Below are 24,417 nucleotides of genomic sequence, written 5' to 3' on the forward strand. Positions count from 1 at the left end.
CGGACCCACGCCCGACCCGGCGGCGACGCGACCTCATCGGGTGCCCGGCCACCACCTGTTGTGATGACGAGCCGCGCACCTCGTCACAGCGCGCACGAACGGGAGGGCGCGGCCCACTCCACCGCGGCGCAACGCCGGGAGATCACCTACTACAAGCACTGCGTGGAGCCCTACGACACCGCGTCGGCCGCCGCGATCCTGGTCGGGACCATCGAGGAGATCACCGAAGCCGAGGGCCGGGCTGGGGAAGCCGAACGCCGCGGCCTCGCCACCCCACCGCGGCCACCCGCCGCCACGTGAGCCACCGCTCGCCGCGGGCGTTTCACGGAAGCCGGGGCAGGACCGCGCGCCACCCGGCCAGTTCGGCGCGGAGGCCGGCGTCGTGCACGTGGTCGGCAGGCCACAGCGCGGCGCCGACGAGGGTGCGGACGCGGCGCAGTCGGCGCAGCACGGGAACGTCCTCGGCCCGGAGCGCCCACGGCGTGGCGGCCACCTCGGCCGCTGTGGTGCCCGTCAGGCGCAGGCACTCCCGGACGACGTCGTCGGTCCGCAGCGACGGGTCGACGTCCTCGGGCGGCCCGCAGGGCGCGAGCGCCGCGACCAACGACGCCCGCCGCACGGCCACCTCGTCCGCCGACAGCCCGCCGGTGTCCAGCGCGGCGCCCAGCACCACGGCCGTCAGCCGTGCCCAGCCCGCGGCCCGCCCGTCCTCGTCCGCGCCACCGGCGCAAACCTGCACGACGAACAACCACCAGCCGCCGTCACCGGCCGCGGCGACGAGGCGCTCCCGCTGCTCCCGCCGCGACAGGTCCACCAGCGCCCGCACGCCCGCCACGTCCACGATCCGGACCCTCCCACCCCTCGCGCCGACCGACGCATTCTCGCCCCCGACCGGAGGCGGCCGTCCGTCACCTGGCCGGTGTGCTGTCCGCGTTCGCGCGAGTGGAGGATCGATGACGTCGCACAGCGGAACGCCCGCCGAGCTGATCGAGGTCGCGCGGGACCTGCTCACGGGGGTGCGCACGGATCCCGACGGGGTCGGGGTGGTCGAGGCGGCGCGGGTGGGGATCGCGTTGTTCGACCACCTCACGGCTGAAAGTGCGGCCCGGTCGGAGTTCGTGGACGTCGTGGACCTGATGCGGTTCGCCGTCGACCGGGCTCCCGAACACGGTGAGATCGGGCTGTGGTGGTGCTGCCTCGCGATGGCCCACTGGTGTCTGGCGACCTCGGACGAGGAACGCGATGTCGCCTTGGAGTGCGCTCACCGGGCTTCGTCGGTGTGGCTTCCCGACGACGAGTCCGTGGATTCCATCCTGGTGGAGATCGCCTCGATCCACGTGCTCTGGACGATGGACCGGGAGGTGACGCCTCGCGGTGGCCCGGCGGAGCGGGCCAGGGAGGTGGGTGCCCTCGTCGACCGCGTCGTCAGCGAGGACGCACGCGAGCAGGTGCGGTTGCAGCAGGTCTACCTGCTTCTCCGAGCTTGGGACGACACCGCGGACCAGGAGGTGCTCGACCGAGCCGGGCAGGCGCTCGCCGTGGTGCGCGCCGAGGACGGCGAGGCGCGTCGGTTGCGCGTGCTTCTCCAGATGGGGCTCGTGGCCACGTCGGAGGACACCGCGGTGCTGGACCGGGCGGCGGACGAGTTGCACCGGCACGCCACCGCGCACGCCGCGGCCGGTGAGTTGCCGGAAGCGGAGTGGATCACCTGGGTGCTCGCCGACACCGGTCGGGCGGAGGACCGCGGGCGGGCACTCGAGTGCCTGGCTTGGAGCCTTCCGGCATTCGAAGGAGATCCGCTGGAGGCGCTGCACGCGCACGTCGTGCGGCTGCACTGCCTGTTGAACTCCGATCGGCCGGTGGCGGAGGTTTTCCCGGAGCACCCCGTGCGCGAGTGGCTCTTGGCCGCCGAGGACGCGATCAGGGTGGCGGACGACGCCGATCCGGAACTCGCCGCGCGGTGTTCGGGACTGGCCGCGGTGGCCTGGTGGATGACGTTGTCCCGGATCGAGGACCCGACCACGCTCGCCGGACACCCCGTGGTCGAGCAGCACGTGTTGCCTCTCATCGCCGCGGCGCGGCGGGTGGGTGGGATGGACGCACTGTTCACCGAAACCGTCGACATGGTCGAGGAGCAGGTGCGCAACGTGTCGAAGATCGCGGCCGGCCGGGCGGACCTGAAGCTCGACCGGACTCTCGAACTGCTGACCCGACCGGATCAGGCCGACCTCCACGACTTCGTGCGGACCACCTCGTCGTGGGAGGCCGCCATCGCAGGCGAAGCGCACGACGATCGCGCGGCTCGCCGCTTGGGCGACATCCTCATGTCCGGAACGGTGAAGGGTGAGGCGATGGGGAAGCTGCTCACGCTGGTGCGCGCGGTGGACCGCGGTGAACGGGTTGACGAATCCGACATCGAGGACGTGGCCCGCCGGGTCTCCCGGACGGCGCCACAACTGCGAGAACCGTTGCTGGCCCTGTTCCGGGCGAGTATGGGGGAGCGTCCGAGCGTCGGGGACGAGTGGCACGGCCGTCTGCTGCGTCCCGCCTTGATCGTGAACGAGGTGACCGCGGCCGCTCGGCGGTGGGACGTCGCCGCTGTCCGCGAGATCTGCGGCCGACTGGACGATCTGGCGGCGACGACTCCCGACCACCCCGTGGAACAGCGGATGGCACTGGCTGCCCGGGTGTACGCCGCCGACGCGCTGGCGCTGATGGACCCGGGCGACGCGGACGCGCGCGACAAGGCCATCACCCTCCTGTCGAGATTCGTGGACCTGCTGAGGGAGCACCGGGACATCAGGACGCACTCCTTCGTGCTTCGGCTCGCGGACCGGCTCCGACGCCGGGACGGGCCGGGCGATCGGGAGCACAGCAGGCGGTTGGGGTTGGAGGCGTTGGGCTGGCGCGGCTACCAGGTGCTCCTCCAGTCGTCGACCACCGACGCGGTCGACGTCGCGCGTGAGCAGGCGGGGCGTGGTGATCCGCTCCTCGACTGGTGCCTCGAGGACGGGGCGCTCGAGGACCTGGTGCGCGTTCTCGAGGCGCGGCGCTCGCTGGTGCTCAAAGCCGCCACGACGGGGCGGGACGTGGCGCGGCAGTTGACCGCGGCGGGACGGGCGGACCTCGCGGCGGAGTGGCGGGAGAAGGAGGGGCAGGACCGGTTGTACCTCCAGGACCTCGACTCCGACGTGACGTGGGGAGAGTTGCGGCGGCGCGTGCTGACCGCCCTGGTCGCCGTCGGCGACCATGGACCCGACCCGCTCGCCGGGACACCCTCGGTGGCCGGGATCCGCGCCGCGCTCGTCGCGGACGGCACCGACGCGGTGGTGTACCTGCTGCCGGAGTCCGACTCCGGGCCGGGCAAGGCGGTGGTGGTGCCCGCGTGCGGCGAGGTGCGGGTGCTGGGCCTGCCGCTGCTGAAGGACGCCTCCGCGCCGGCGTTCCGGCAGTACGCCGAGGCCTACGCGGCCCTGCCGCCCCCGGGAACGCCGAAGGAGGAGGCCGCCAGGTTGCGGGACCGATGGCGGGCCGCGCTCGCGGAGGTGTGCGGGTGGGCCTGGAACGCGGCGGCGCGTGATCTCCTGCCGGTGCTGCGCGGGTTGGCCCCGGGCCGGTTGCCCGCCGTCGTCCTCGTGCCCGTCGGCAGGTTGGGCCTGATCCCGTGGCACGCGGCCCGCCGCCCGGACGGCGAACGCCACCGGCACCTGCTGGAGGACGTCGTCCTCAGCTACGCGCCGGCCGCGGCGGTGTGGCGGGACGCGGTGCGGCGGCCGGCGGTCACCGGCGGCCGGGCGGTGTTGGTGGGCAACCCGAGGTTCGACCTCCAGTACGGCGGTTACGAGGCGTCGGCGGTGAAGGAGGCCTACTACCGGGAGGAAGGGCTGTTCTTCGGGTCGACGTCCGGGCCGCGGCGCCGGAACGTGACGGGCGTCGGTGCCGGCACCCCGGAGGAGGTGCTGGACGCGCTCTCCGCGCCACTGGGCCTGCTCCACCTGGCGTGCCACGCGGTCGCCGACCTCTCCACGCCCCTGGACTCCGCGATCCGGCTGGCGGGCGCCGACCTGACCGTCCGCGAGGTGCTGGACCGGATGCCCACGGAGTACGCGAGCGTCGAGCAGGTGACGCTCGCCGCCTGCACCACGAACGTCACCCGGGTCGACTACGACGAGGCGCTCACCCTGTCCACCGCGTTCCTGGCGCTGGGCGCGCGCACGGTGGTCGGCTCGATGTGGGAGGTCCCGGCCGGGCTGCCGACGGTCCAGCTCATGTTCGTCATGTACCGGGGGATCCGGAAGGAAGGGCTCCGGCCGGCAGAGGCGTTGCGGCGCGCGCAACTGTGGATGCTCGACCCCGACCGGGTCGAGCCGGAGGAGCTGCCGTCGGTGTTGTCCGCGGCGCGCGCGCCGGCGCCGTCGGACAACGCCGAGTTGGCGTGCTGGGCGGGATTCCTCCACTTGGGACGGTGATCGGTCAGGTCGGCGTGGCGGAGCGCACCACCGCGTCGACCACGGCCCGCATGTCGGTCCACGTGGCCGTGCCACCGGTGCCGTAGACGATGTACTCGGTGCCCGCGACCCGCCAGTACCGGGCGAAGCCATGCATCGGCCGTCCGTCCCGCCGGTACAGGAACTCCCACTCCACGACCTCGCCCGCGCCGGACCCGCGGGCCAACCTGATCCGCTGGTAGCCGGGGGTGGTGTTGGGGTTCTGCGTCTCGTTCGCGGCGACGGTGTCCAGGAGCGGCTCCGCCGGTGCGGGGCTGCCGCCGAAGCGCACCAGGTCTCCCGGCACGCGCGGGTTGTCCGCCTGCACGTTCGACGGGATCGTGCCGTCCTCGACCGGCCAGTCCGCGGGAAGTTCGACCGAGATGCCGGCCGGCCCGGACACCCGGCGCACGGCGGAGGGCGACCTGGTGGTCGTCCGTCCCGAGGCGGACGAGGCGGACGAGGGGGACGAGGTGGTGGGGGTGACCGCGGTCGTGGTGGTGGTCGTGGTCCTCCGGGTGGTGGTGGACGGCGCCGGGTAGGTGGGCAGGACGAGGTTCGTGGTCGGGAGGGCCGCCGCCGCGTGCTGGTCGCCGCGGACCGCGACGACCACGACCACGGCGGTCACCGCGGCGAACGCCGCGCCGGCGGCGACGAGCGCCACCGGGACCTTGCGGTTCGGCCGCGCGGCGGGTGACTCCTCGGCCGGTTCGGCGGACGCGTCGGGAGCGGACTGCCGCGTCGAACTGCCCGGCAGGGGGAACGAGTGGTGCCCAGGAGGCTGGCTCATGTGGAGGCCTTCGGTTCGGGGTGGACGGCGGGCTGTTCCACCCGATGACTGGCGGACGGCCGGCCGTCCGTCACGAAGTGGTGGCGGACGGCCGCGCCCGCCGCCACCGTCCGGATCGGATCGGATCGCCCAGGAGCGAGGAGGTCGACCGCCGTGGTCACCCTGTGCCCGAGTTGTGGGAAACCGTTGTCCGGCAGGGACGACGGCTGCCCGTCCTGCGGCAGTTCCGGACCGGCGGCGCCGCCCGATCGGGCCGTGCCCGGCCGCGCGGTCGTCGGCACGGTCGTGTCGGTCGGCCTGCCGCGGTCGGAACCCGTTGTGGGACGGCGGGTTCTGCGCTGGGCGCGGGTGGCGGCGGCGGTCACCGGCGTGCTGGCGCTGGTGACCCTCCCGGTCGACGGGATGTCGGCGCTCGCCCGGGACTTCGCCGTGGCCGCGTTCGCGCTGCCCGCGTTGCTGGTCCTCGGCGTGGTGCTGCACCGCGTCACGCCCCGGCCTCCCGCGGTGGAGTGGGACCTGGAACGGGTGTCGCCCGCCCGCGCGGTGCTGCGCCGGCTCGCGCTGCCGCTGAGCGGCGCGGTGCGCGGTCGGGAGGTCGACGTCCTCGAGGTGGCGGTCAAGCAGGTCAGCGGGGCGGTGGTGGACTGCGGTATCCGCGGCGCGGTGCGCCCGGCCATGCCGGTGAAGGGCGCCGCGGTGGAGGTGTACGGCAGGCGTGACCGATCCGGGCGGGTGGTCGTCCGTCACTTCGTGGACAGGACGACGGGTGCGGTCGCGACGGTCGGTTCGCCGCTCGCCGCCACCACGACCCGGATCGCGATGTGGTGCGCGGCGGGGGTGTGGACCGCGGCCGGCGCGGTCCTCGTGCTGCTCCTCGTCCTCGGTCGGTGACACCGACCCGGCCACGCCGCTCCGCGCGCGGCGCGACCGGGGACGACGCCGATCGCCCGCGTTCGAGCCCGATGTCCAGGATTCCCAGGGAGTTGGTGCGCCATGCCCCGCCCGATGCTCGGCAACACCTCCGCGACGTCGTCCCGGCTGTCCGGGCCGCGCGCGACGACGGCGTCGAACGCCCGGCACCGGGTGTCGACCACGAAGCGGTCCCGGGAGTACCAGGACGCGTTGCGCGCCTTGGACACCTCGGGGCACGTCGGCGCGGTCGACCTCTCCCGCCTCGTGGACGACGTCCGCCGGGAGTTCGACGACGCGCACTGCACGACGCCCTTCGGCATCGTGAGCCGGTGCTACCTGGGCGAGCCCTACGAGGTGCACACCCTCGCCCTGGACCACTCGATCCTCGAGCACTACGAGCTGGGTCGGCCCCTGCCCGGCGGCCTCGAACGCGCGCGGCCGGTCGCGGTCTCCGCCGTCTACGCCGCGGTCGAGGTCTACGCCGACCGGCTGGTGTGCGTCCGGCTGGACGGCTCGGTCGTCGCCCTGGGGAGTGAGGCGTGAACACGGTCAACATCCCGCAGCTCGGCGAGGTCGCGCGTGCCGTCGAGCAGTTGCGCGACGTGCAGGTCATCGTGGCGCAGCGGCAGGAAGCCATGCAGGTGGTGATCGACAACGTCGCGGCCACCGGCGACCAGACCCGGGCCGAGTTGCAGGCCCTGATGGCCAGGTTCGACCACTTCGCCCGCCAGGAGGAGCTGCGGCACAACCTCCAGGTGGCGCACACCGAGCTGATCGAGGTGCGGCAGCGGCTGGAGAGGGAGTTCGGGCATTTCGACGAGGTGCGGCGCCTCGCGACGGGGACGCTCCAGGCGCTCGACGCGGGCATCGTGTCCCGGGCGGCGATGCGCCGGCTGTCCGAGGAGCTGATGCTGCTGACCCCGCGCTACTGGCTGGCGCCCGCGCTCGTCGGGCTCGCCGCGTGGGTCAGGGATGACGCGGACCTCGCGTTCCGGGCGCTCGCCGAGGCCGTCCGGCGCGACCACGACAAGACGTCGCTGTTCTTCGCGATCGTGTTGCGGCGCAACGGTCGTGACGCCGCGGCCGTCCGGTGGATCCGGCAGTACGTGGTGCGCCAGGACCCGGCGAGGCTGCACCGGGAGTTCGTGGTCGTGCTCGACGCGGTGAGCTGCGGCGTGTTCGGCCAGGAGGCCAAGCAGGTGGTGCTGGCCGAGACCGCGCGGTGGGTCGAGCGGCTGTCCGACGACGCCGCCGTGGTGGACCGCCAGGTCGACCGGTGGGCGGTGGCGCTGGACTCGCTGCGCAGGCCGATCGACCCCCGGTACCAGGTGTTGCCGTCGATCAGCCCGACCTGGCCGCAGCTCAAGGAGTTGTACGAGGGCGCGACCGTGCACGGGTCGGCGCTGGAACTCCTCCGGTCGGTGTTCGCGGGCGCCGTGCCGCTGTCCGCGGACCTGCGCGAGCGCGTAGACACCATCCTCGACGGACTGGTCACGAACCACGACGCGGAGGAGGCGCCGTTGCGGCGCGCGGAGGCGGAGAAGCAGGCCGTGATCGACGCCCGGGGCGACGAGCAGGCCGCGCTCGCGGCGTTGCGCCACTCCGATCCCGCGCGCGACGTCACCACCGACTTCCTCACCATGATCAGCAACGCCGGCATCCACCCGGAGGAGTCCGGCGCGTCGCCGGGCACGCGGCGGTTCGCGATCGCGGCCGGCAAGGACTGGATCACCCAGGCCGCCGGGCGGTTGGAGGTGCGCAACACGACCGCGGTGCCGCAGGTGGTCGACCTCGTGCTGGAGGGCTGGCAGGGCCGCGTCGACGGCACGGCCGACGAGGACGCGCTCGCCGCCGACCTCGGCCGGCACATCGACGCGGAGACCGAGAGGGCCGTCGCCCAGGTGCGGTTCGTCGGCAAACCCCTGGCGTTGGCCGTGTCCGGCGCGCTCGCGCTGGTGCTGGCGCTGGGCACCGCGCTGGGCGGTGACGCCGGCTCCGCCATTTTCTTCCTCCTGGTCGCCGCCGCGCTCGGCGGCTGGTCGTGCCTGCTGGGCCGCGGGATCCCGGCCCGCCGGGAGGAACTGCGCCGGCAGGGCCGGGAGCGCAAGGCGATCGCGGTGGCCCGGCTGCGCGGAGGTCTGGCCGAACTGGTCGACCTGCACCGCGACTGGCAGGCCGCGCTCGCGGTGGCGCCCGAACTGCGGGACCACCTGGCGGGTCTCGACTCGTCGGCGTTCGCCCTGAACGCACCCGACCAGCGAAGGGGACTGTGACCGTGCCCGGACCCGATTTCGGCGACCGGCCCGCGCGCCGGGAGGAGCAACCCCGACCGGAGGCCGAGAACGACCTGGCGATCCGGCTGCCGGAGTGGAACCTGTTGCCACCGGCGGAGTTCGTCGAACGCCGCCCGCGCGGCGGTACCGCGTCGTGACCCACCCGCCGGGACCCTACGCGGCGTGGGTGAGCTGGCTCGACGCCTACTCGCGGGGCGAGGACCCGCCCTCCGCGCACCTGCGGCCGGTCGACCCGCGGGTGAGCCCGCAGGCGTTCGAGCGGTGGGCGGAGCACCTGAACCGGGCGTTCACGCTGCGCCAACGGCGGTGGGCCGACACGCTGAACCGGGACGTGCGCGCGGTGAGCGACGTCGCGTCGGTGGCGGCGGTGCTGCACAACGCCAAGGCCCGCCTCGCCCCGCTGCGGGCGCTCCTCGCGCACCCCGCGCTGCCCGAGGCCGCGCGGGAGGGGCTGGCGCAGGCCTTGGCGGACACCGTGCGGTCCGCCCAGCGCACCCTGGAGGACAGCGCCCGGGACGCGCCGTTCGCGCTCCAGGCCGCGGTGCGCGAGAACTCGATGCCGACGGCGCTGACGGCGCCGCCGGCGCCCCCACCCCCGCCCGCGCGGTCCGGCCCTCCGCCCGGCCGCCGGGTGATCCTCTGAAAGGACGACCATGCCCAACGGCGCGGAAACCCGGTCGCTCGTGGAGTCCTACCTCCTCGCGCGCATCCCCTTCGTCACCGCGCGCACCGTCGAGCGGGGCAGGTTCCTGGAGATCCTCGGCGAGTTGGCGGTGGCCCGGACGTTCGACGTCAAGGTGCACACGCTGAGCCAGGGCGTGCGCGACGTGCGGACCAGGCAGGTGCTCTCCGACGACAAGTCGCTGCTGGGCGCGCTCGACCTGGCCGGCGAGATGTTCCAGTCGCGGTCCAACGTCACGATCGTGTTCACCGACGTGCAGAACATCGGCGACGACAACGAGGTCTCCCGCCGCTTCGCGGATCTGGCGACGCTGGCCGAGGAGCACGGCGGGTGCATCGTCGTGATCACCTCCGAGCCGGTGTGGAAACCGTTGCAGCGCCTGGGCATGTCGATCACGCTCGACCTGCCCGACGTGGACGAGATGCGCCACGAGGTGGTGACCTTCCTCCGGCACTACGAGGGCGCCATCCCCATCGAGTGGGGTCCCGCGGAGTTCGACCAGGCGGCCTCGATCCTGTCCGGCATCACCAAGATCGAGGCGTTGAACATCCTGTCCACGTTCGTGGCCAAGAAGTCCATCGCCAAGGCCGACCTGGTGGCGCTCACCAAGGCCAAGGACTCGATCTTCAGCGAACTGGCCGGCCTGGAGCGGGTCGTGCTCAACCCCGACGAGAACCGCGTGGGCGGGTTGGACGGGCTGCGGCAGTGGCTCGACCGCAAGCGGCCGCTGCTGACCGCCGACCTGCGCTCCCGCGGCATGCGCGCACCGCGCGGCGTCCTGCTGATCGGCGTGCCGGGCTGCGGGAAGTCGTTGTCCGCCAAGGCGATCGCGTCGGACTGGCAGCTGCCGCTGTACCGCCTCGACCTCGGCTCGGTGTTCGGCGCCTACGTCGGCCAGTCGGAGAACCGGCTGCGCGAGGCGTTGGCCACCGCGGACTCGGTGTCGCCGTGCGTGTTGTGGATCGACGAGATCGAGAAGGGGCTGGCCGGCGCCGGATCGGACAGCACGGGTGTGACGACCCGGCTCGTCGGGCAGTTCCTGTACTGGCTCCAGGAGTCCCGGGCGCGGGTCTTCGTGGTAGCCACGGCCAACGACGTCCGCACCCTGCCCCAGGAACTGCTGCGCAGCGGCCGGTTCGACGACATGTTCTTCCTCGACCTGCCCGAACCGGACGAGCGCCGCCAGATCATCGGGATCTACCTGCGCAAGTACCTGAGCGTGCCGGTGCCCGAGGAGCTGGTGGCCGAACTGGTCGACCGCAGCGAGGGTTTCGCGGGCTCCGACCTGCACGCGGCGGTGACCGAGATCGGGTACGAGGCGATCCGCGTCGGCGACGAGAACGTGCCGTTCGACTTCTACCTGCGCGCCTTCGACAACGTCGTCCCGCTGCTGAGGTCCGCGCCGGAGCGCGTCGAGGAGATCAGGCAGTTGCGGGACCGCGCCATTCCCGCGTCCGGCCGGACCAGGGCGCAGGAGAAGGCGGGCAACACCCGACGCGTGGTGCTGGGCTGATCCCGCCGACCGCCGGCCCGAGGAGGCCGGCGGTCAGTGGCCCTGCTGGGTGAACCCGGCCCAGCACGCGAGGTCGACGTGGTCGTGGCCGGGCGCGGCGGGCAGGTCCCGCAGCCGGTCGGGCATCGAGTCGGGGTACGCGCGGTCCGGGTCGAGCATCCACAGCTGCGCCCGCCGCAACGCCTCCGCCGGGGCGACCCCTCGCGCCAGGTGGTGGTGCAGCAGGTACATCAGGTGGGCGGTGGTGCGGCCGGCGGGCACCCGCCACGAGGACCCGACCACACCGCGGGCCCCGATCGCCAGGAACACCGTCGACAGGCTGAACGCCTCGTCGTAGGTGCCGCCCGTCAGGTTGGTCTCGCACCCGGCGAGCACCACCAGCCCGCTGGGCAGCGATCGGGTCGGGCTCAGCTCCAGCAGTTCGCGGGCGGTGAGCGGAGTCGGGACACCGGCGACGCCCAGTTGCACGCCCGACGCGAGCGGGTCCGTCATGTCCGCCGTCGCGTGGCACGCCAGGTGCAGCACGGGCAACGGCGCGCGCAGCGCCGCGATCACCTCCTCCGGACTGCCCGCTCCGCCCGGCGCGGGCCGCCAGGGTCGCGGTGGCGTCCCGACGCCGCCCAGGACCACCCCGTCCGGGTAGAACGCCTCGCCCACGGCCAGCGCCTCGACCAACCCGACGGGCAGGTTCCGAGCGGGGTTGCCCACCAGCACCGGCACACCGCCGGTCACCCGGACCCGCTCCGCCACCTCGCAGAACAGGCGCGCCGACGGGGTGTACGACACCGTCGCGTCCCGCACCAGGTGCCGGTCGACGCCGTCGACCACCCGGAACGCCGCGTGCCACGGCACCATGCCCAACTCGCCGAAGGGAACCAGGACGAGGCCTGGCGTGCCGTCGTGCGGCCTTACCGCGTCGAGCACCGGCTCCACCGCCGCCTTCCACGCCCAGTCGCACACCGAGCGCAGCTCGGCGCGCCAGGCGGCGTGCTCCGGGCCGTCGGAGTCCGCGGCCTCGTACCAGGCCTTGTAGGCCGCGGCGTAGCGGCTCGGCGCGGTGCCGGGACCGAGTCGCAGCTCCGGCAGCACCAGCACGCGGACCGGGCCGCGGACGGGCACCACCACGGCCATGCCGATGCTGTGCACCGTCCGGGGCACCAGGTAGACCAGCGCGTCCGCGCCGCGCAGCCCCAGCGCGTGCCGGATCTGCCCGGTGGACGGCGACGTGAGCCGAGCGCCGGACTCCGCGCCGAGCGCCCGGAGCGCCTTGCGCCGCAAGGCACCCCAGTGCTGAGTGCTCCCCGGTATCGGGGACCCGTCGCGCCCCTCGTTCGCCTCCCACTCCCGTGCCAGCTCGACGTGCCCGAGTCGCACCAGCCGATCGGAAACCCCGCGACTGGTCAGCGCCGCCTCCAGGACGAGCCCGCGTCGCGCGTCGAGCACCTGGACCAGCTCGTCGAGCGCGTGATCGTGCAGGCACCAGGCCATCGCCACGTCCGACTCCGCTGCGGCCTTCGCGGCCACCTTCAGCGCGTCATCCGGCCGGGACTGGGTCAGAACCCGCCACCCGGTGAGCCGTAGCGCCTCCAAGCCCAGTCGTCTGCTGCGGTCGAGATCCCCGGACGCGCCGCGTCGGCGTACCAGTTCCGCGAGGGCCGTGCACGCGACGTCCGCCAGGGGGTCCTGCTGATCCCGTGCGTCGGCGAACCTCGCCTCGGCTCCCTCGAGGGCCGCCTTCAGCACCTGCCCGTCGTGGGGGAGGAGGCGGGACAACTCCCCGTACGCGTAGTTCCGGAGGCTGTCGACACCGTCCGGGGCACGTCCGGCGACCAGGGGACCGGCGAGGTCGTCCAGCCTCCGGCACACGGACCTGAGTTCGACGTGGTCGTACCGCGCCGCGGCCGATCTCGCGCGAGCCGCCAAGGTCGCCGCCACGACGATGATCGGGCGCCCGGCTGTCGCGTTCGGGTCCGCCGAGGGGCTGACGGGGTTCTCGATCACTGCGATCAGGGGGCCCAGCGTGTCGCGCATGATGGCGATCAACGGTGTGGCGGCGCCTGCCAGTAACTCGGCGAGCTGCCGCAGTGGAGGGAGCATGCCCTCTCTGCCGCTTCCGCTGTGGTGGCACCGAATCAGCTCGCCCCACAGGCGAACCGCGTGGTGCTCGGGTGCGTCGGCGCGCATCAGCGAATCCGCCACGTCGAATGCCCCGAGGTCCCCACCCCTCATCCCGATGGATGCGCTGAGGACGCCGAGCGCGCGTCTGATGCCGTCGTGCAGGTGTGCGAAGCGGTCGTCGGCCAGCACGGCGCACGCTCGGTCGAGGTTCAGCACGGACTCACCAGAGAAGGTCAGGGCAATGTTGTTCAGCAGTTCCACGAGCACACCCGTCAGCACGGTGCACTCGTCGGTGGGGGAGAAGGCTTCCTCCACCCTGCGCAGCCCGCGCACCACATTCGAGATCAGATCGAGCGTCTCCTTGTCGCGTCCGCACACGACCTCGGGGGCGGCCGGGATCAGCATCACCCAACTCGCGCCGACGACCACAGCCAGCAACGCGCCGGTGTCGGCCGCCGACGTGTCGTCGGATCGGGTTGCGGCCACCCGGGCGGCGTCCACCAACCACTCGGACACCGGGTGGTTGTCGACGTACGAGGCCAGGTCCGGGCGTGCGTCTTCCATGAACACGGTGGTCAACCGGCGGTAGTGGAGTTCGTGCACCACCCCGATGTCCGGCACGTCGTCGGCCAACGCCTTCGTGGCCCACTCGACCGCGGTGTCGGCGTGCGCCGGTCGGCCGGTGATACGCCACAGGAGTTCGTGAGCGTGGGCGATCGTGCCCTGGGCGAGCCAGGATTCGGGCTCCGCGGTGGCGTCGAGGTGGCGGCCCAGCCACTCGACGGCCGCGGCCAGGTCCTCCGGGTCCTCGCGCAGTTCGCCGCGGTCGAAAAACTGGTATCCCAGCCGGAGGAAGACCTCCGCGTCCGCATCGCCGCGTTCGGCGACGACGAGCAGGCTCGCGATGATCCGATCCGCGACCTCGGGGGTAGCGGCGTCGGGCCGTGCTTCGAGCAGGTCGGTGAGCAGGAGGTGGCGTGCGGTCAGTTCCGAATCCGCGGTGGCCGTGGCCGTGGCCGCGTGCGCGGCCGCGTCGACGGCCTCGTCGAGCGGCACCACCCCGATGTCGCGACCGATCCGGCCCACGTGGGCGATCAGCTCCCACAGCTCCGCCGACTCCGGGCTGTCCTCGGGAAGGGCGGGCACCGCGTCGCGCGCCGCGCCGACCGCGCCGTCGAGGTCCGCCGGGTCGCCGGCGAGGTCCCAGCGCTGGGAGTGCAGGTGGGCTGCCCACATCCTGACGTGGGCGCGGGTGACCGGGTCGTTCGCCCGGGGCGCGAGGGCGGCCAGGGCGCGCAGCCCGGTGTCGACAACGGACAGCAGCTCGCTCTCCGGTGCCCCGCCCGCCTGGCGGGCCAGGACCCGACCGGCGTGTGTCAGGGCGAGTTCGCGCAACGCCGTGTCGACGTCCTCGGGATCCTCGAACGGGAAGGCGGCGGCGTCCTCCCCTCGGCGCACCGCGAGGTCCCAGTCCGCGGTCAGTCCGGTCAGGTCGGCCCGCCACCGCCACCCGATCGCCAGGCACAGCACCCAGTCCGGGAGCAGGGGGTGGTCGAGTGCCCGGGTCGAGGCGTGCTCCACCAGTCGGAGCACCAGGTCCAGATCGGTCGCGAAGCAGTCCGTCCCGGGGTCCAGCACCAGCGCGAGGTCGTCGCCGAGCATCCCGGCGCGGGCGGGGTCGACGGACTCGGGGTCGCGGTCGAGCGCCGCGACCTCCCGAGCCGCCTCGGCGCGGAGCGCGGCGGTGTCGATCACCGCTCGTCGCGGGTGTCCGAGGGCGCGAGGGCGCGCACCCGCGCGACGATCTCGCGGCGGTGGTCGGGGTCCGCGAGCAGGACGCGGACGCGTTCCGCGGGCAGCAGTTCCTGCTCGCCGAGCCGCGTGATCACGTCGCGCAGCGCGGCGTCGGCCGCGTGCTCGGCGACCGGGCACACCGAGTCGCGCAGGGCGCGCACCACGGCGTCCTCTTCGGACTCGTCGGCGCGGCCACCCCGATCGGCGGCGGACCGCAGCACCAGGTCGAAGGCCAGTTCGGCGGCCGGGTCGCGGATCTCGCGAACCCGGTCGGGCCCGTCGGGCACGCCCAGGAGGGGGTGGTCGGCGGGGTCGGCGCGCCTGCCGAGCGGCCGGTCGATGTAGGCCTCCCACCACGAGACCAGCTCGGGGTGGGTGCGCGTGCCGACGTTGACCCGCGGTCCGGTGCGGCAGGTCCGCTCGATCAGCCGGAGCGCGGCGGGGAGTCGGCGCCGCTGGTCCTCGGACCGGGCGGCGCCGCGGTCGGCCAGTCGGCGCAGGAGGCCCTCCTGGCCGCGGATGGGCCCGCGCACCCCGGCCTCGTCCGCGAGCATCACGTACAGCGCGCGGTGGAACTCGTCGGGAAGCGCCCGCCCGTACCGGTTCCCGGCGACCGTCTCGGGCTTGACCTGCGCACCGAGGTCGCCGCGCGCCCGCCGGTGCAGGTCGACCAGCCGGAAGCGGAGGTGGTGGCGTACCGCGCCGGGCGGGTTGGTCAGGGAGCCGCCGCGGTCCGTCAGAAAGGCCAAGGCGACCTCGACGGCGTCCGCCACCAGGTCCCGGCAGGGGCACTGGCCGATCAACAGGTAGGCGGTGTGCGCACCGGCGGTCGCGCGGCTCGTCCGTGCGCCCAGGCGGAGACCGCGTCCGTGCAGTTCGGTGTCGCAGGCGCGCACCCGGTGCTGGCGGTGCACGGCGGCGCGGGGAGCGTGGAGTTCGACCCATAACGCCTTGAGCGTGTCCGGAGGGAGCTCGGGAATCATGGCGGCAGTCATACGCATAGTTTTATATGTCGGCAGGCCTGCGTCACCCCACTTGACAAGATTGTGATGAACGGCGGTCTGGCGCCGTGCCCACCGCCCCTGTCGGGTGGCGGGTTCACGAGGAGACGGAGTTGGACGATGCCGCTGCTTCCTGCAGTCGTGCCCGAGGCGACCGAGAAGCGCGCGGACCGGGTGCCCACGCGGTTGGCGCACAACGTGGCGCCGCTGTTCGGTGTGGACTCCCCGCACAACCCGTTCACACCGCTGACGTGGTTGTGCGACTTCAACCTCATCACGATCTCCGAGATCGCCCGCGGTGCCCCGCTCCCGCGGCGCCCCCGCTCGGGCGACACCGGGACGAGTGCCGATCAGGGGTGGGTGGTCCGGGACCGCGCGATCGTCGCCCCGCGCGGCGGCGCGCTGCCCAACGAGATCATCAGCGCCACCACGAACAGGTACGGCCCGCACACCAAGTCCGCGCTGCTCCTCACCGCGAGCAACGTCCTGCTCGCCCCGGTCACCGCCGCCGTCGAGACCGTGGTGCCCCTGCTGCGCGCGGCCGACGGCGGAGACCTGCCCCTCCGGCTCCGCGTGGTGGCGTGGGCGACGACGATCGTGGAGGCCTTCCGGTCCCAGCCCGTGCTGCTCGTGGCGGCGCTCAAGGCGCGGGTCACCCAGCGGGAGTTCCTGGACAGCCCGCGCCTGTCCTCCGCCGCGTCGGTCCGCACGCGCGAGCCCGCGCGCTGCGAGATCGGCGCCGACGGCGATCAGCACCGCGACCCGGTCACCCACCCCCGCGACCTGTTCCTGCTCGACCGCACCGTCCGCGTCCTCGGGCTGCCCCAGGCCGCGGCGTTCGCCGAGGACGCGGCGATCGACCCGGAGCCCGACGACGTCCGGTCCCCGGCGCGCAACCTGGGCGACGAGATGGTCGAGCACCTGGTCCGGCTGCTGCTCGACGCGAGCCACCCCGAGGGCGTCGGTCGGGTCTGGGCGAGCGAGGTCGTGCCCGGCCGGGCGGTCGCCGAGGCGGTGCTGCCCTCGTCGGGCATCGTGGAGGACCTCGTCGACCACTGGTTCACCGTGCACCCGCACGCCGCCGTCGCCGCGAGGCGGTCGGTTCCCCCGGTGTTCCCGACCGCGGCGGAGATCGCGGAACTCGGCACGGCGGCACGGCGGGCGCTGGTGCTCGCGGCGCTGGGCGTGGTGCGGAGCCTGCGTCCCGGTGTCGGGAAGGACGGCTTCGCCCCGGCGGCGTTCCTCGACGTGGTCGACCGCCTGACCTCGTTCGCCGACGACTGCCTGGCGCCCGGTGACCCGGTCCACGCGGTGCTCCACGTGCGCCTGCCGGTGCTGCGCCTGGCCGTGTTGCGGCACAACCGCGTCAACGACCTCGTGCCGCACGTGGCGGCACTGGTCGCCGGAGGTCGGACGGCGGTGGGCCTGCTGCGCCGAGGCGACCTCGACCGGGGCACCGTCGCGGACCTGCTCGGCGCCGCGTGCGTCGAGCTGAACGGCGTGCGCACCACCAACGCCACCGACCCGGCCGCGGGGCTGCCCGCGCCCGCCGACCTGATCGCCGTCCTCCGGGAGCTGTGGGACGGCTACGCGGAGGCGCTGGAGGTCGACCTGCGCGCGCTCGACCCCGAGGCCGATCGGGACGTCGGTTTCCACCTGCACAACTACGCGAGCTTCCTCGGCAGCCTCCCGGACCGCGCCGACCAGCGGGAAGCGGTGCGGTTGTTCCGGGACTTCGTGATACCCAGCCGCAAACGGCTGTACCGACGGCTCCAGCACTTCGGCCCGCTCGGCGTCGCCTACTCCGTGGCCACCGCCGCGACCTCCCGACTCGGCGAGTGGGAACGGGCGAACGGCGATCCGCGCGCGGCGGCCGAGTGGGCCGCCCTCGGCCACCGGTGGATCAGTCGCGCGATGGAGCACAACGCCGTGGACACCCTGGTCGGCGAGGTGACGGCGTTCCAGTCGATGTTCGCGTTGCGCGCCGCGCCGGCGCTCCTGCTGGCGGTGGAGACGGGTGTCGCGCCCGCCGAGCGCGAGGTGCCGCGGGTGCGCCGCCTGCTGTCCGTCGTGGACCGGTGGGTGGCCGCGACGGCGGGCGACCGCGAGGCGGACTTCAACCGCCACGCCGAGGTCGAGGCGGTCCGCGCCCGCGTCGCGGCCCTGGCGGTGGACGTCGGAACGCGGTGAGGGGTGGGCGGACCGGGAGCGGTCCGCCCACCCTCGTCACACCTCGGCGCCGTCGAGTCCGAGGAACTCGTCGACCCACTCCCTCCAGCGCCCCTGGTGCCGTTGCAGCTGGCGAGCCGCGGCGGCTTCGGACAACCCGGCGGCGCGCGCCAGGGTGGTGTAGTTCTCCACCACCCCCGGTTCGAGCCACCGCCGGTGGGCGCAGGGCACCGCGTGCGGCGGCACGACCCGGTCCGCCTCCTCGCCGCACGGGCAGCGCTCCGGCAGGTCGGGACTCGTCCGGCGCTCGACCTCCTGGGCCGGCGCGCGCACCACCAGCGCGGACAGCAGCACCGCCTTCACCAACCTGCTCGACGCGGGCAGCTCGAGCTGGAGCGTGCGACGGACGTAGTAGGCCGCCAGGCCCCGATCCGTCCACAGTGGAGGGAGGACGCACTGGGCGATCTCCCGGCCGGGCAGACCCAGCTTCAGCGCGTCGCGCACGCGGTCCGCGACGACGTTCGACGCGGGCCGGCGGCGGTCGCGGAACCTCGAGGGTCGTGCGGGCAGCCGGCCGAACCGGAGGTCGACGCGCCGCACGCGGTCGATCAGGAACAGCAGACCTTCCTGCTCGGTCGGCGGTCGCGCCCCGGTGAGCCACTCGTCGAGCAGGGCCTGCTGGTCGTGGTCGGTCACCGAGTACAGCTCGGCGAGCAGCCAGTTCGCGACGTGCTCGGCGTGCGACTCGAGGTCGAGCAACTCGTCCACCGCGCCGGTCGCCAGGTCCAGGTCGCCGTCGTGCCCGGACGGCGTCTCCCGCCAGTGGTTGCGCGAGAGGACGGTCAGATCCCGTTGCAGCCACTGGAAGAGCTCCTCGGCCGCCGTGCCGCGGTCGGGCGCGTCCGAGGCCAGGTGCTTGACGAACCCGCGCAACGCGATGAGGGCGTCGGGCTCGGCGTTCCAGGCCTCGCGACCGGGCCTTCCGGTCATGCCGGCGCGCAGCCGTCCCGCGAGCGCCCCGGCGTGTTCCCGGGTCGCGGCGTCCGGGTCGGCGGGCGGGCGTCCGACGGCCTCCGCGATCGCGACGCGGTACCCGGCCACCTGGCCGAAGAGGTCGACGTTGCCCAGTGCCGGCGCCGACGTGTCCACGCCCTCGACCCGGCGCAGCGCCGACCGGTGGCGGGCGGCGAGGGCGTCCGCGCGGTCGAGCACCCGCAGCACGACGTCGGTGTCCACCACGTGGTCGCCGGGCAGCCCCAGCACCGCGCAGACGACCATGCCGACGAAGTGCGCCGGGGTGTCCGGCCGCGCGGACCGCACCCGCGACCGCAACCGGTACGCCTCGACCAGGAGTCCGCCGAGGTCCTCGCGGATCATCCTGCTCTGCACGGCGATGCCGATCGGCACGTCGCCCAGGGCCACCAGGCGGTCGTACTGCGCGGCCACGTGGTCCGGTCGCTTCTGCACGTCCAGGGGCCTGGTGCGCACGGCCAGCGTGGCCGCGGCGAGCAACGGGTAGTGCTCGTGCGGCACGGACCGGTCGCGCCGGTCCAGGTGGTCCCACACCTGCGCGCCCCGCCGCACGATCGCGTCCACGAGGTCGTCCGGCGCGTGGAAGCGGGAGGCGGTGTCCTCGGCCAGGAACCCGGGCAGCGCGGCGACGACCTCGTACGCCGCGTCCCGGAGGAGTTCCTCGTCGTAGGGCGGCCGGGCCGGGCCGGCGCCGGTGGTGGTGGTCTCGATCATCGGTCCTCCCCTCGGGTGCGGAATCGCAGCGACGGCTCGGGCGCGTCCGCGGCGAGCGGCACGTCCGCGCTGAACCGGGTGGCACCCGATCCGGGCCGGAAGTCGACCCACCGGCCGGTGCCGTCGTCCAAGCCCACCACCAGGTCGGGCGGGTCGGCCGACGTGCCGACCACCTCGACCACCAGCCCGATCTCCTCGTCACCCGCGAGGGTCTCGTCCCGGTACACCGTCCACCGCGCTCGCGGCGCCACCCCCGCGGCCCGCGCCAACTCCTCGGGCAGCACGAGCGGGTGCCAGTCCGCGGTGTCCTCGTCGATCGACTCGGACCCGCGGTGCTCGAGCACGGCCGCGGGCCGGTACCGGAGCAGCGCCTCGGCGAGGCGCAGCCCGTCGAACAGCGCCCAGAGGCCGCGGGCCCACGACCCCGTGCGGCGGACCGCGGTCGGTTCGGGCGCGAGCACGAACGCGCGGTAGGGCGCCCAGGTGCGCGCGAGTTCGGCCAGTTCGTCCAGCCGCAGCCGGGTGGCCCGCGAGGACTGCCCGGGCCCGATCAGCTCCCGCGCCACGGTCAGCAGGCGGCCGCGCAGCAGGACGCTCGCGTCGTAGCCGGGTTCCACCCCGACGTCGACCTCCACGAACGCCGGGGGCCCGGACATGTCGTCGGACACGAACGCGCACGCCAACCCCGGGCGCAGTCGCCGGTAGACGGTCGTCTCCACCGTGTGGAGCGTGACCTGGAGCCGCCCCGGGTTCGGCAGGTAGTCGACCCGCGCGTACCCGTCCCATGCGGTGACCATCGCTCTCCTCTCGCCTCTGTCCTGTCCAGGTGTGACGGACAGCGGCGTCCCTGCGTCCCGTCGTCGCCCGGTGAACAGCCGACGGGCGGCCCTCCCCGCCACGCCTCCCGGTGAGTGCGAACGACAACCGGCCCGCTCTCCGGACGGGACCAGACAAGGGGAACACGATGACCGCCTACGACGACACGACCGACCTCCTCGTCGCCACCGGCAAGGACCACGGTGACGAGGACGACCGCCAGGGCTACACCGGCAAGTCGACGGTCGCCGGCCGATGACCGTCGCACCCGGTGCCGGCGGCGGGGGTGACCGCGGTCGCCCCTCGCTCCGGCGGAGGTTGCTGACGGTGGTCTACCTGCTCGTGCGACTGTGCCGGGCCGTGTCGGACCTCTTCGGCGGACGCGACCGGTGACGAGCCGCGGTGCGGGTCGGGACACCGGCCCGCACCGCGGTGTGTCCACTGTGGACCTACCGGCCGACGAGGACGAACGCCGCCCAGCACCGCGGATCGGCGAGGTCCTCCTCCCGCGCCGCGCGCCGGAGGTGGTCCGGAGCCGGTTCCGGCAGCTCCCGGTTCGGGTCGAGCGCCCAGAGCTGCGTCTCCCGCACCGCGTCCGCCGGCGCGAGGCCGCGGGCCAGGTGGTGGTGGAGCACGAACATCAGGCACACCGTGCGCGCCCCGGCCGGTACCCGCCACAGCGAGCCCACGACCGACCGCGCGCCGACCGCGAGGAACGCGGTGGACAGGCTCAGCGTCTCGTCGTAGTCCACGCCGCCCGCGTTGGTGGCGCACGCGGCCAGCACCACCAGTCCCAGGTCGACCGGGCGGGTGGGGCTCAACCCCAGCAGTTCGCCCGCCGACAGCACGTCGGATCCCGCCAGGTGCACCGCGGAGTCGAGCGGGCGCCGCATGTCCGCCACGGCGTGGCACGCCAGGTGCAGCACCGGGACGGGCACCTCCAGCCGCGCCACGACCTCGGCCGGCGTTCCCGGCCCGTCCGGGAACCACACGGCCGGCCGCGGCGGCCGGTTCCGCGCGCCCATCACCACGGCGTCCGGGTGGAACGCGGCGCGCAGGGCCTCCACCTCGGTCGCGCCGGGCAGCAGGTCGCGCGCGGGGTTCCCGACGAGCACCGCCCGCCCGGCCGTCACCGCCGTGCGCGCCACCGCCTCGCAGAACAACCTGGCGGACGGCGTGGAGGTCAACCGCACGTCCTCCGCCAACCGCCGCTCACGGCCCTGGTCGCGGCGGACGGCGGCGTGCCACGGCACCGCGCCGAGCGCGCCGACCGGGACGAGCACGAGCCGCGGCGTTCCCGGCACGTCGACCGCGTCCCGCAGCGTCGCGCCGGCGGCGTCCCACGCCCAGTCGCACACCTCGGCCAGCCTTTCCGACCAGGCGACGTGCTCCGGCCCGGTCGACGTCCCGGCGCCCTGCCACGCGTCGTACGCGGCGAGGTACCGCCCCACCGGCGACTCGGGTTCCGAGGTGAGCAGCGGCAGCGGCCGCACGCGCACGTCCCCGACGGCCGGCACGACCACCGCCATCCCCTCGTGCCGGTCCGTGCGACCGACCAGGTAGACCAGCGCGTCCGACCCGTGCGCCGCCAACGCGCGCCGGATCTCGGCGACCTCGGGCGGCGAGGTGGCGAACTCGTCGCCGAGTTCGCGCAACACCCGGCGGCGCGCCGCGCCGAGGTCCAGCTCGCTGTCGGCGGCGGCCCACTCCTCGGCCAGTTCGGTCCGCCCCGCCGCCACCAGCGCGCCCGCCGCGTTCCTCGTGGTGTTGGCCGCGGTCAGCACCAGGGCGCGGCGCGCGTCCAGCGCCCGCACGAGATCCTCCACCGCCCCGTCCTCGACGCACCACGCCACCATGCGGTCGGTGTCGTCGCTCCGACTCCGGGCGATCGCCAGGGCGTGCTCACCCCGGGACTGGAGCAGCACCTGCCATTGCGCCGCGGCCAGCACCCGCAGCCCTGACGCCCGCGCCCGCGCCAGGTCGTCGGGACGTCCGCGCCGGCGCAGCAGCACGGCCATGTCCTCACCGGGTTTGGTGAGCAACCCTGGCCCGCGTCGAGGGGCCGGGCATTGCTCGCCCACGTCGATCGCGGCGTCGAGAGTTCCGTCATCGGGTTCGGCGTCGGCCCGGACGCGGTAGGCCAGGAATCGCGCGTTGGCTATCACCTCCCGGTACATCGAGCTGCTGGCGAGCGGTGAACGGTTCAGGTCGTCCAGGTCCGCGCAATGGCCACGAATGGTGGCCAAGTCGCCTACGGCGGCGGCGTGAGCGAGTCGGGAGAGGTGGGCGAAGGGGCGGATGAGAGGGTCGGTCCGATCGAGTTCCCGCGATCGGGGACCGGCACTCCGTCCGTGCGCCTGGTCGCCCACGTCGACCAGGACGTCAGCGAAGGAGAACATCGCCTCGGCGCCCGCGGGTCGGTCGACCTGAAGCAGGTCGCGCAGAACCCGGGCGTGGCCGGTCACCGTGTCCAGGCCTTCGTTCAGGTGAAGCGCACGTGCCAAGCGTGACCACGCCGCGAAGGCGGCGCCCTGGGGGTCGGCGTCGGCCCAGGGGTGGAAGGGGTGGTCGAGCATGGCCAGCACCCCGGTGTTGGCACCCGCCGTGTTGAGAAGCATGCTGTGCAAGACGTGGATCACGTCCGGCAACCCGGGCCCCTGGAGGGCCTTCGTGGTGGTGGGTTTCAGTTCGAGGTCACCGTCGCCAAAGCAGACGCGGACCATGTTCGCGACAAGATCGGACATGACGTCGACCGCGGTGTAGAACTCGGGAGGGAATCCCGGAGTGGCCAGCATGGCGTCGAACATGTCCGACACGAGCCGCAGGTGGTCCGACATCTTCAAGGAGATGCTGGTGATGTCCGCCTCCAGCAGACTTCTGAACCACGCGTGGGTCGTGTGCCAGGCGAGCAGTGCGCGGTCCGCGGTCAGGATGTCCGAGGTGGCCAGGACGAAGGCGTGCGCCTCGTCCAGCCAGCGGCCCAGCGGGTGCTCGGCCAACGCGGCCTCGAGGTCGGGGCGCTCGTGGTCGTCGGGCACGAGGCACATCAGTCGGGTGAGGTGGATTTCGACGAGCAGGTCCGTGTCGTCGCCGGCGAACCGCAGTGCCTCCGTCGCGCTCCGGATCGCGATGTCCGCGTGGGCGGTGTCCGCGGTCCGCGCCCACAGCAACCGGTGGGCGTGGGCGAGACCGGTCCAGTACTCGGCGACGTCCTCGACCGCCGTCTCCGGCGCGGTGGCGCAGCGGTGGGCCCAGGCGGCGGCTTCGAACAGGGCGTCGACATCGGACTCCTCGTCAACGCGCGCGAGCAGTACCGCCGTGTACCACTCGTGGAACCCGTGCTCCTCGGTGTGGTCGACCGCCCTGGCCAACGCGGCGACCTTCAGGTCCGCCACCCGCCCACCTCGGCCGGCGTCGACGGCCTGCTGGCACAGCAGCGCCAGTTGTTCCAGGTCGTCCACCAGGTCCGGTGACGGGGGCAATGTCCAGAGGGCGGCTTCCAGCGCCTGGACCGCGTGGTCGAGGTCGTCGGTGTCCTCGGTGAGCTCCCACCGGGTCGAGAGCAGTTTGCCGTGCAGGAGCACGACTTCGGCACGGGTGTCCTCGGCGTGGACGAGTTCCCCGAGTTCCAGCACCACTCCCGTCACGCGGTCGACCTCGGCCAACTGCTCTGAGGGACGCCCGACCAGGGTCGTGAGCACCACGTCGGACCGCTCCGCGTGGTACGTCGCCAACTCCACGACGACCGACTCACCGACGTCGAGCGGGAGGTCCGGCACGGAGATCATCGCCTCGCCCCACAGGATCGCGGCATCCCAGTCCGACGCGGCTCCGGTCAAGGACGCGATCGAGGACTGCGCGATCATGGCCGCGAAGCACCAACGGGCCTGGTCGATGCCCGGGCAGGCGGGATCGGCGAGGCCGTGGACCAGCAGTACCAAGCCTGCGCGCAGGAGCACCTCGTCCGGCTCGTCCTCCCGCTCGGTGATCGCCAGGTGGCCGACCTCGCCCGCCGTCCGGCGGTCCACCGGCACCCCGCCGCCGACCAACGCGGCGAGGCTGACCGGGTCGAGCTCGGCGTGGTCGGACATCGGG

16 protein-coding genes are annotated in these 24,417 nt (G+C 73.8%); 9 read left to right on the forward strand and 7 right to left on the reverse strand.

Annotated features, from left to right (window positions below; translation table 11 throughout):
- Window positions 1–63: 63 nt before the first annotated feature.
- Window positions 64–300, forward strand: a complete 237-nt coding sequence (locus AB0G50_RS10800) for a hypothetical protein (protein WP_360105121.1) — start codon at window positions 64–66, stop codon at window positions 298–300.
- Window positions 301–322: 22 nt separating this feature from the next.
- Here AB0G50_RS10800 and AB0G50_RS10805 read toward each other — a convergent pair whose 3' ends face one another.
- Window positions 323–841 carry a hypothetical protein gene (locus AB0G50_RS10805; RefSeq protein ID WP_360105124.1) on the reverse strand — a complete coding sequence of 173 codons (519 nt, stop codon included), beginning with the start codon at window positions 839–841 and terminating at the stop codon, window positions 323–325.
- Between the two features lie 112 nt (window positions 842–953).
- On the opposite strand from AB0G50_RS10805, the gene AB0G50_RS10810 reads away from it, so the two are divergent.
- Entirely contained in the window at window positions 954–4,469 is a 3,516-nt protein-coding gene (locus tag AB0G50_RS10810; RefSeq protein ID WP_360105127.1) for a CHAT domain-containing protein, read from the forward strand.
- Between the two features lie 4 nt (window positions 4,470–4,473).
- Here the strand turns inward: AB0G50_RS10810 and AB0G50_RS10815 are convergent, their stop codons facing one another.
- Window positions 4,474–5,277, reverse strand: coding sequence for a hypothetical protein (locus AB0G50_RS10815; RefSeq protein WP_360105130.1), 804 nt, complete (start codon window positions 5,275–5,277; stop codon window positions 4,474–4,476).
- A gap of 186 nt (window positions 5,278–5,463) precedes the next feature.
- Between AB0G50_RS10815 and AB0G50_RS10820 the strand changes: the two genes are divergently transcribed.
- From AB0G50_RS10820 to AB0G50_RS10845, 6 genes are all read left to right on the forward strand, one after another.
- Complete coding sequence (locus AB0G50_RS10820; protein WP_360105133.1) at window positions 5,464–6,168, forward strand: hypothetical protein; 705 nt, start codon at window positions 5,464–5,466, stop codon at window positions 6,166–6,168.
- Between the two features lie 102 nt (window positions 6,169–6,270).
- On the forward strand, window positions 6,271–6,732 hold the full coding sequence (locus AB0G50_RS10825) for a hypothetical protein (RefSeq protein WP_360105136.1): 462 nt from the start codon (window positions 6,271–6,273) through the stop codon (window positions 6,730–6,732).
- Complete coding sequence (locus tag AB0G50_RS10830) at window positions 6,729–8,462, forward strand: hypothetical protein (RefSeq protein ID WP_360105139.1); 1,734 nt, start codon at window positions 6,729–6,731, stop codon at window positions 8,460–8,462. The genes AB0G50_RS10825 and AB0G50_RS10830 overlap by 4 nt, the downstream gene beginning before the upstream one ends.
- Window positions 8,463–8,464: 2 nt before the next feature.
- Window positions 8,465–8,620, forward strand: coding sequence for a hypothetical protein (locus tag AB0G50_RS10835; RefSeq protein ID WP_360105142.1), 156 nt, complete (start codon window positions 8,465–8,467; stop codon window positions 8,618–8,620).
- Window positions 8,621–8,649: 29 nt separating this feature from the next.
- Window positions 8,650–9,126, forward strand: a complete 477-nt coding sequence (locus AB0G50_RS10840; RefSeq protein ID WP_360105145.1) for a hypothetical protein — start codon at window positions 8,650–8,652, stop codon at window positions 9,124–9,126.
- Window positions 9,127–9,136: 10 nt separating this feature from the next.
- Window positions 9,137–10,678, forward strand: a complete 1,542-nt coding sequence (locus AB0G50_RS10845) for an AAA family ATPase (protein WP_360105148.1) — start codon at window positions 9,137–9,139, stop codon at window positions 10,676–10,678.
- A gap of 33 nt (window positions 10,679–10,711) precedes the next feature.
- Here AB0G50_RS10845 and AB0G50_RS10850 read toward each other — a convergent pair whose 3' ends face one another.
- Window positions 10,712–14,551 carry a CHAT domain-containing protein gene (locus tag AB0G50_RS10850; protein WP_360105151.1) on the reverse strand — a complete coding sequence of 1,280 codons (3,840 nt, stop codon included), beginning with the start codon at window positions 14,549–14,551 and terminating at the stop codon, window positions 10,712–10,714.
- Window positions 14,548–15,585, reverse strand: a complete 1,038-nt coding sequence (locus AB0G50_RS10855) for a hypothetical protein (protein WP_360105154.1) — start codon at window positions 15,583–15,585, stop codon at window positions 14,548–14,550. The genes AB0G50_RS10850 and AB0G50_RS10855 overlap by 4 nt, the downstream gene beginning before the upstream one ends.
- Before the next feature lie 126 nt (window positions 15,586–15,711).
- Here AB0G50_RS10855 and AB0G50_RS10860 point away from each other — a divergent pair, with 126 nt between their 5' ends.
- Entirely contained in the window at window positions 15,712–17,781 is a 2,070-nt protein-coding gene (locus AB0G50_RS10860) for a hypothetical protein (protein ID WP_360105156.1), read from the forward strand.
- A gap of 36 nt (window positions 17,782–17,817) precedes the next feature.
- Here the strand turns inward: AB0G50_RS10860 and AB0G50_RS10865 are convergent, their stop codons facing one another.
- The 3 genes from AB0G50_RS10865 to AB0G50_RS10875 form a co-directional block, all read right to left on the reverse strand.
- On the reverse strand, window positions 17,818–19,506 hold the full coding sequence (locus tag AB0G50_RS10865; protein ID WP_360105158.1) for a hypothetical protein: 1,689 nt from the start codon (window positions 19,504–19,506) through the stop codon (window positions 17,818–17,820).
- On the reverse strand, window positions 19,503–20,303 hold the full coding sequence (locus tag AB0G50_RS10870) for a hypothetical protein (RefSeq protein ID WP_360105161.1): 801 nt from the start codon (window positions 20,301–20,303) through the stop codon (window positions 19,503–19,505). The genes AB0G50_RS10865 and AB0G50_RS10870 overlap by 4 nt, the downstream gene beginning before the upstream one ends.
- A gap of 468 nt (window positions 20,304–20,771) precedes the next feature.
- Window positions 20,772–24,413, reverse strand: coding sequence for a CHAT domain-containing protein (locus AB0G50_RS10875; protein WP_360105164.1), 3,642 nt, complete (start codon window positions 24,411–24,413; stop codon window positions 20,772–20,774).
- Window positions 24,414–24,417 lie beyond the last annotated feature (4 nt).

It is taken from the genome of Actinosynnema sp. NPDC020468, from assembly GCF_040642015.1.
GTDB lineage: Bacteria > Actinomycetota > Actinomycetes > Mycobacteriales > Pseudonocardiaceae > Actinosynnema.

Bases quoted from the DNA above. Each gene is read 5' to 3' on its own strand.
- AB0G50_RS10800 (WP_360105121.1), top strand. From the start codon at position 64: ATGACGAGCCGCGCACCTCGTCACAGCGCGCACGAACGGGAGGGCGCG.
- AB0G50_RS10810 (WP_360105127.1), top strand. From the start codon at position 954: ATGACGTCGCACAGCGGAACGCCCGCCGAGCTGATCGAGGTCGCGCGG.
- AB0G50_RS10815 (WP_360105130.1), bottom strand. From the start codon at position 5,277: ATGAGCCAGCCTCCTGGGCACCACTCGTTCCCCCTGCCGGGCAGTTCG.
- AB0G50_RS10825 (WP_360105136.1), top strand. From the start codon at position 6,271: ATGCCCCGCCCGATGCTCGGCAACACCTCCGCGACGTCGTCCCGGCTG.
- AB0G50_RS10845 (WP_360105148.1), top strand. From the start codon at position 9,137: ATGCCCAACGGCGCGGAAACCCGGTCGCTCGTGGAGTCCTACCTCCTC.
- AB0G50_RS10855 (WP_360105154.1), bottom strand. From the start codon at position 15,585: ATGACTGCCGCCATGATTCCCGAGCTCCCTCCGGACACGCTCAAGGCG.
- AB0G50_RS10860 (WP_360105156.1), top strand. From the start codon at position 15,712: ATGCCGCTGCTTCCTGCAGTCGTGCCCGAGGCGACCGAGAAGCGCGCG.
- AB0G50_RS10865 (WP_360105158.1), bottom strand. From the start codon at position 19,506: ATGATCGAGACCACCACCACCGGCGCCGGCCCGGCCCGGCCGCCCTAC.
- AB0G50_RS10870 (WP_360105161.1), bottom strand. From the start codon at position 20,303: ATGGTCACCGCATGGGACGGGTACGCGCGGGTCGACTACCTGCCGAAC.
- AB0G50_RS10875 (WP_360105164.1), bottom strand. From the start codon at position 24,413: ATGTCCGACCACGCCGAGCTCGACCCGGTCAGCCTCGCCGCGTTGGTC.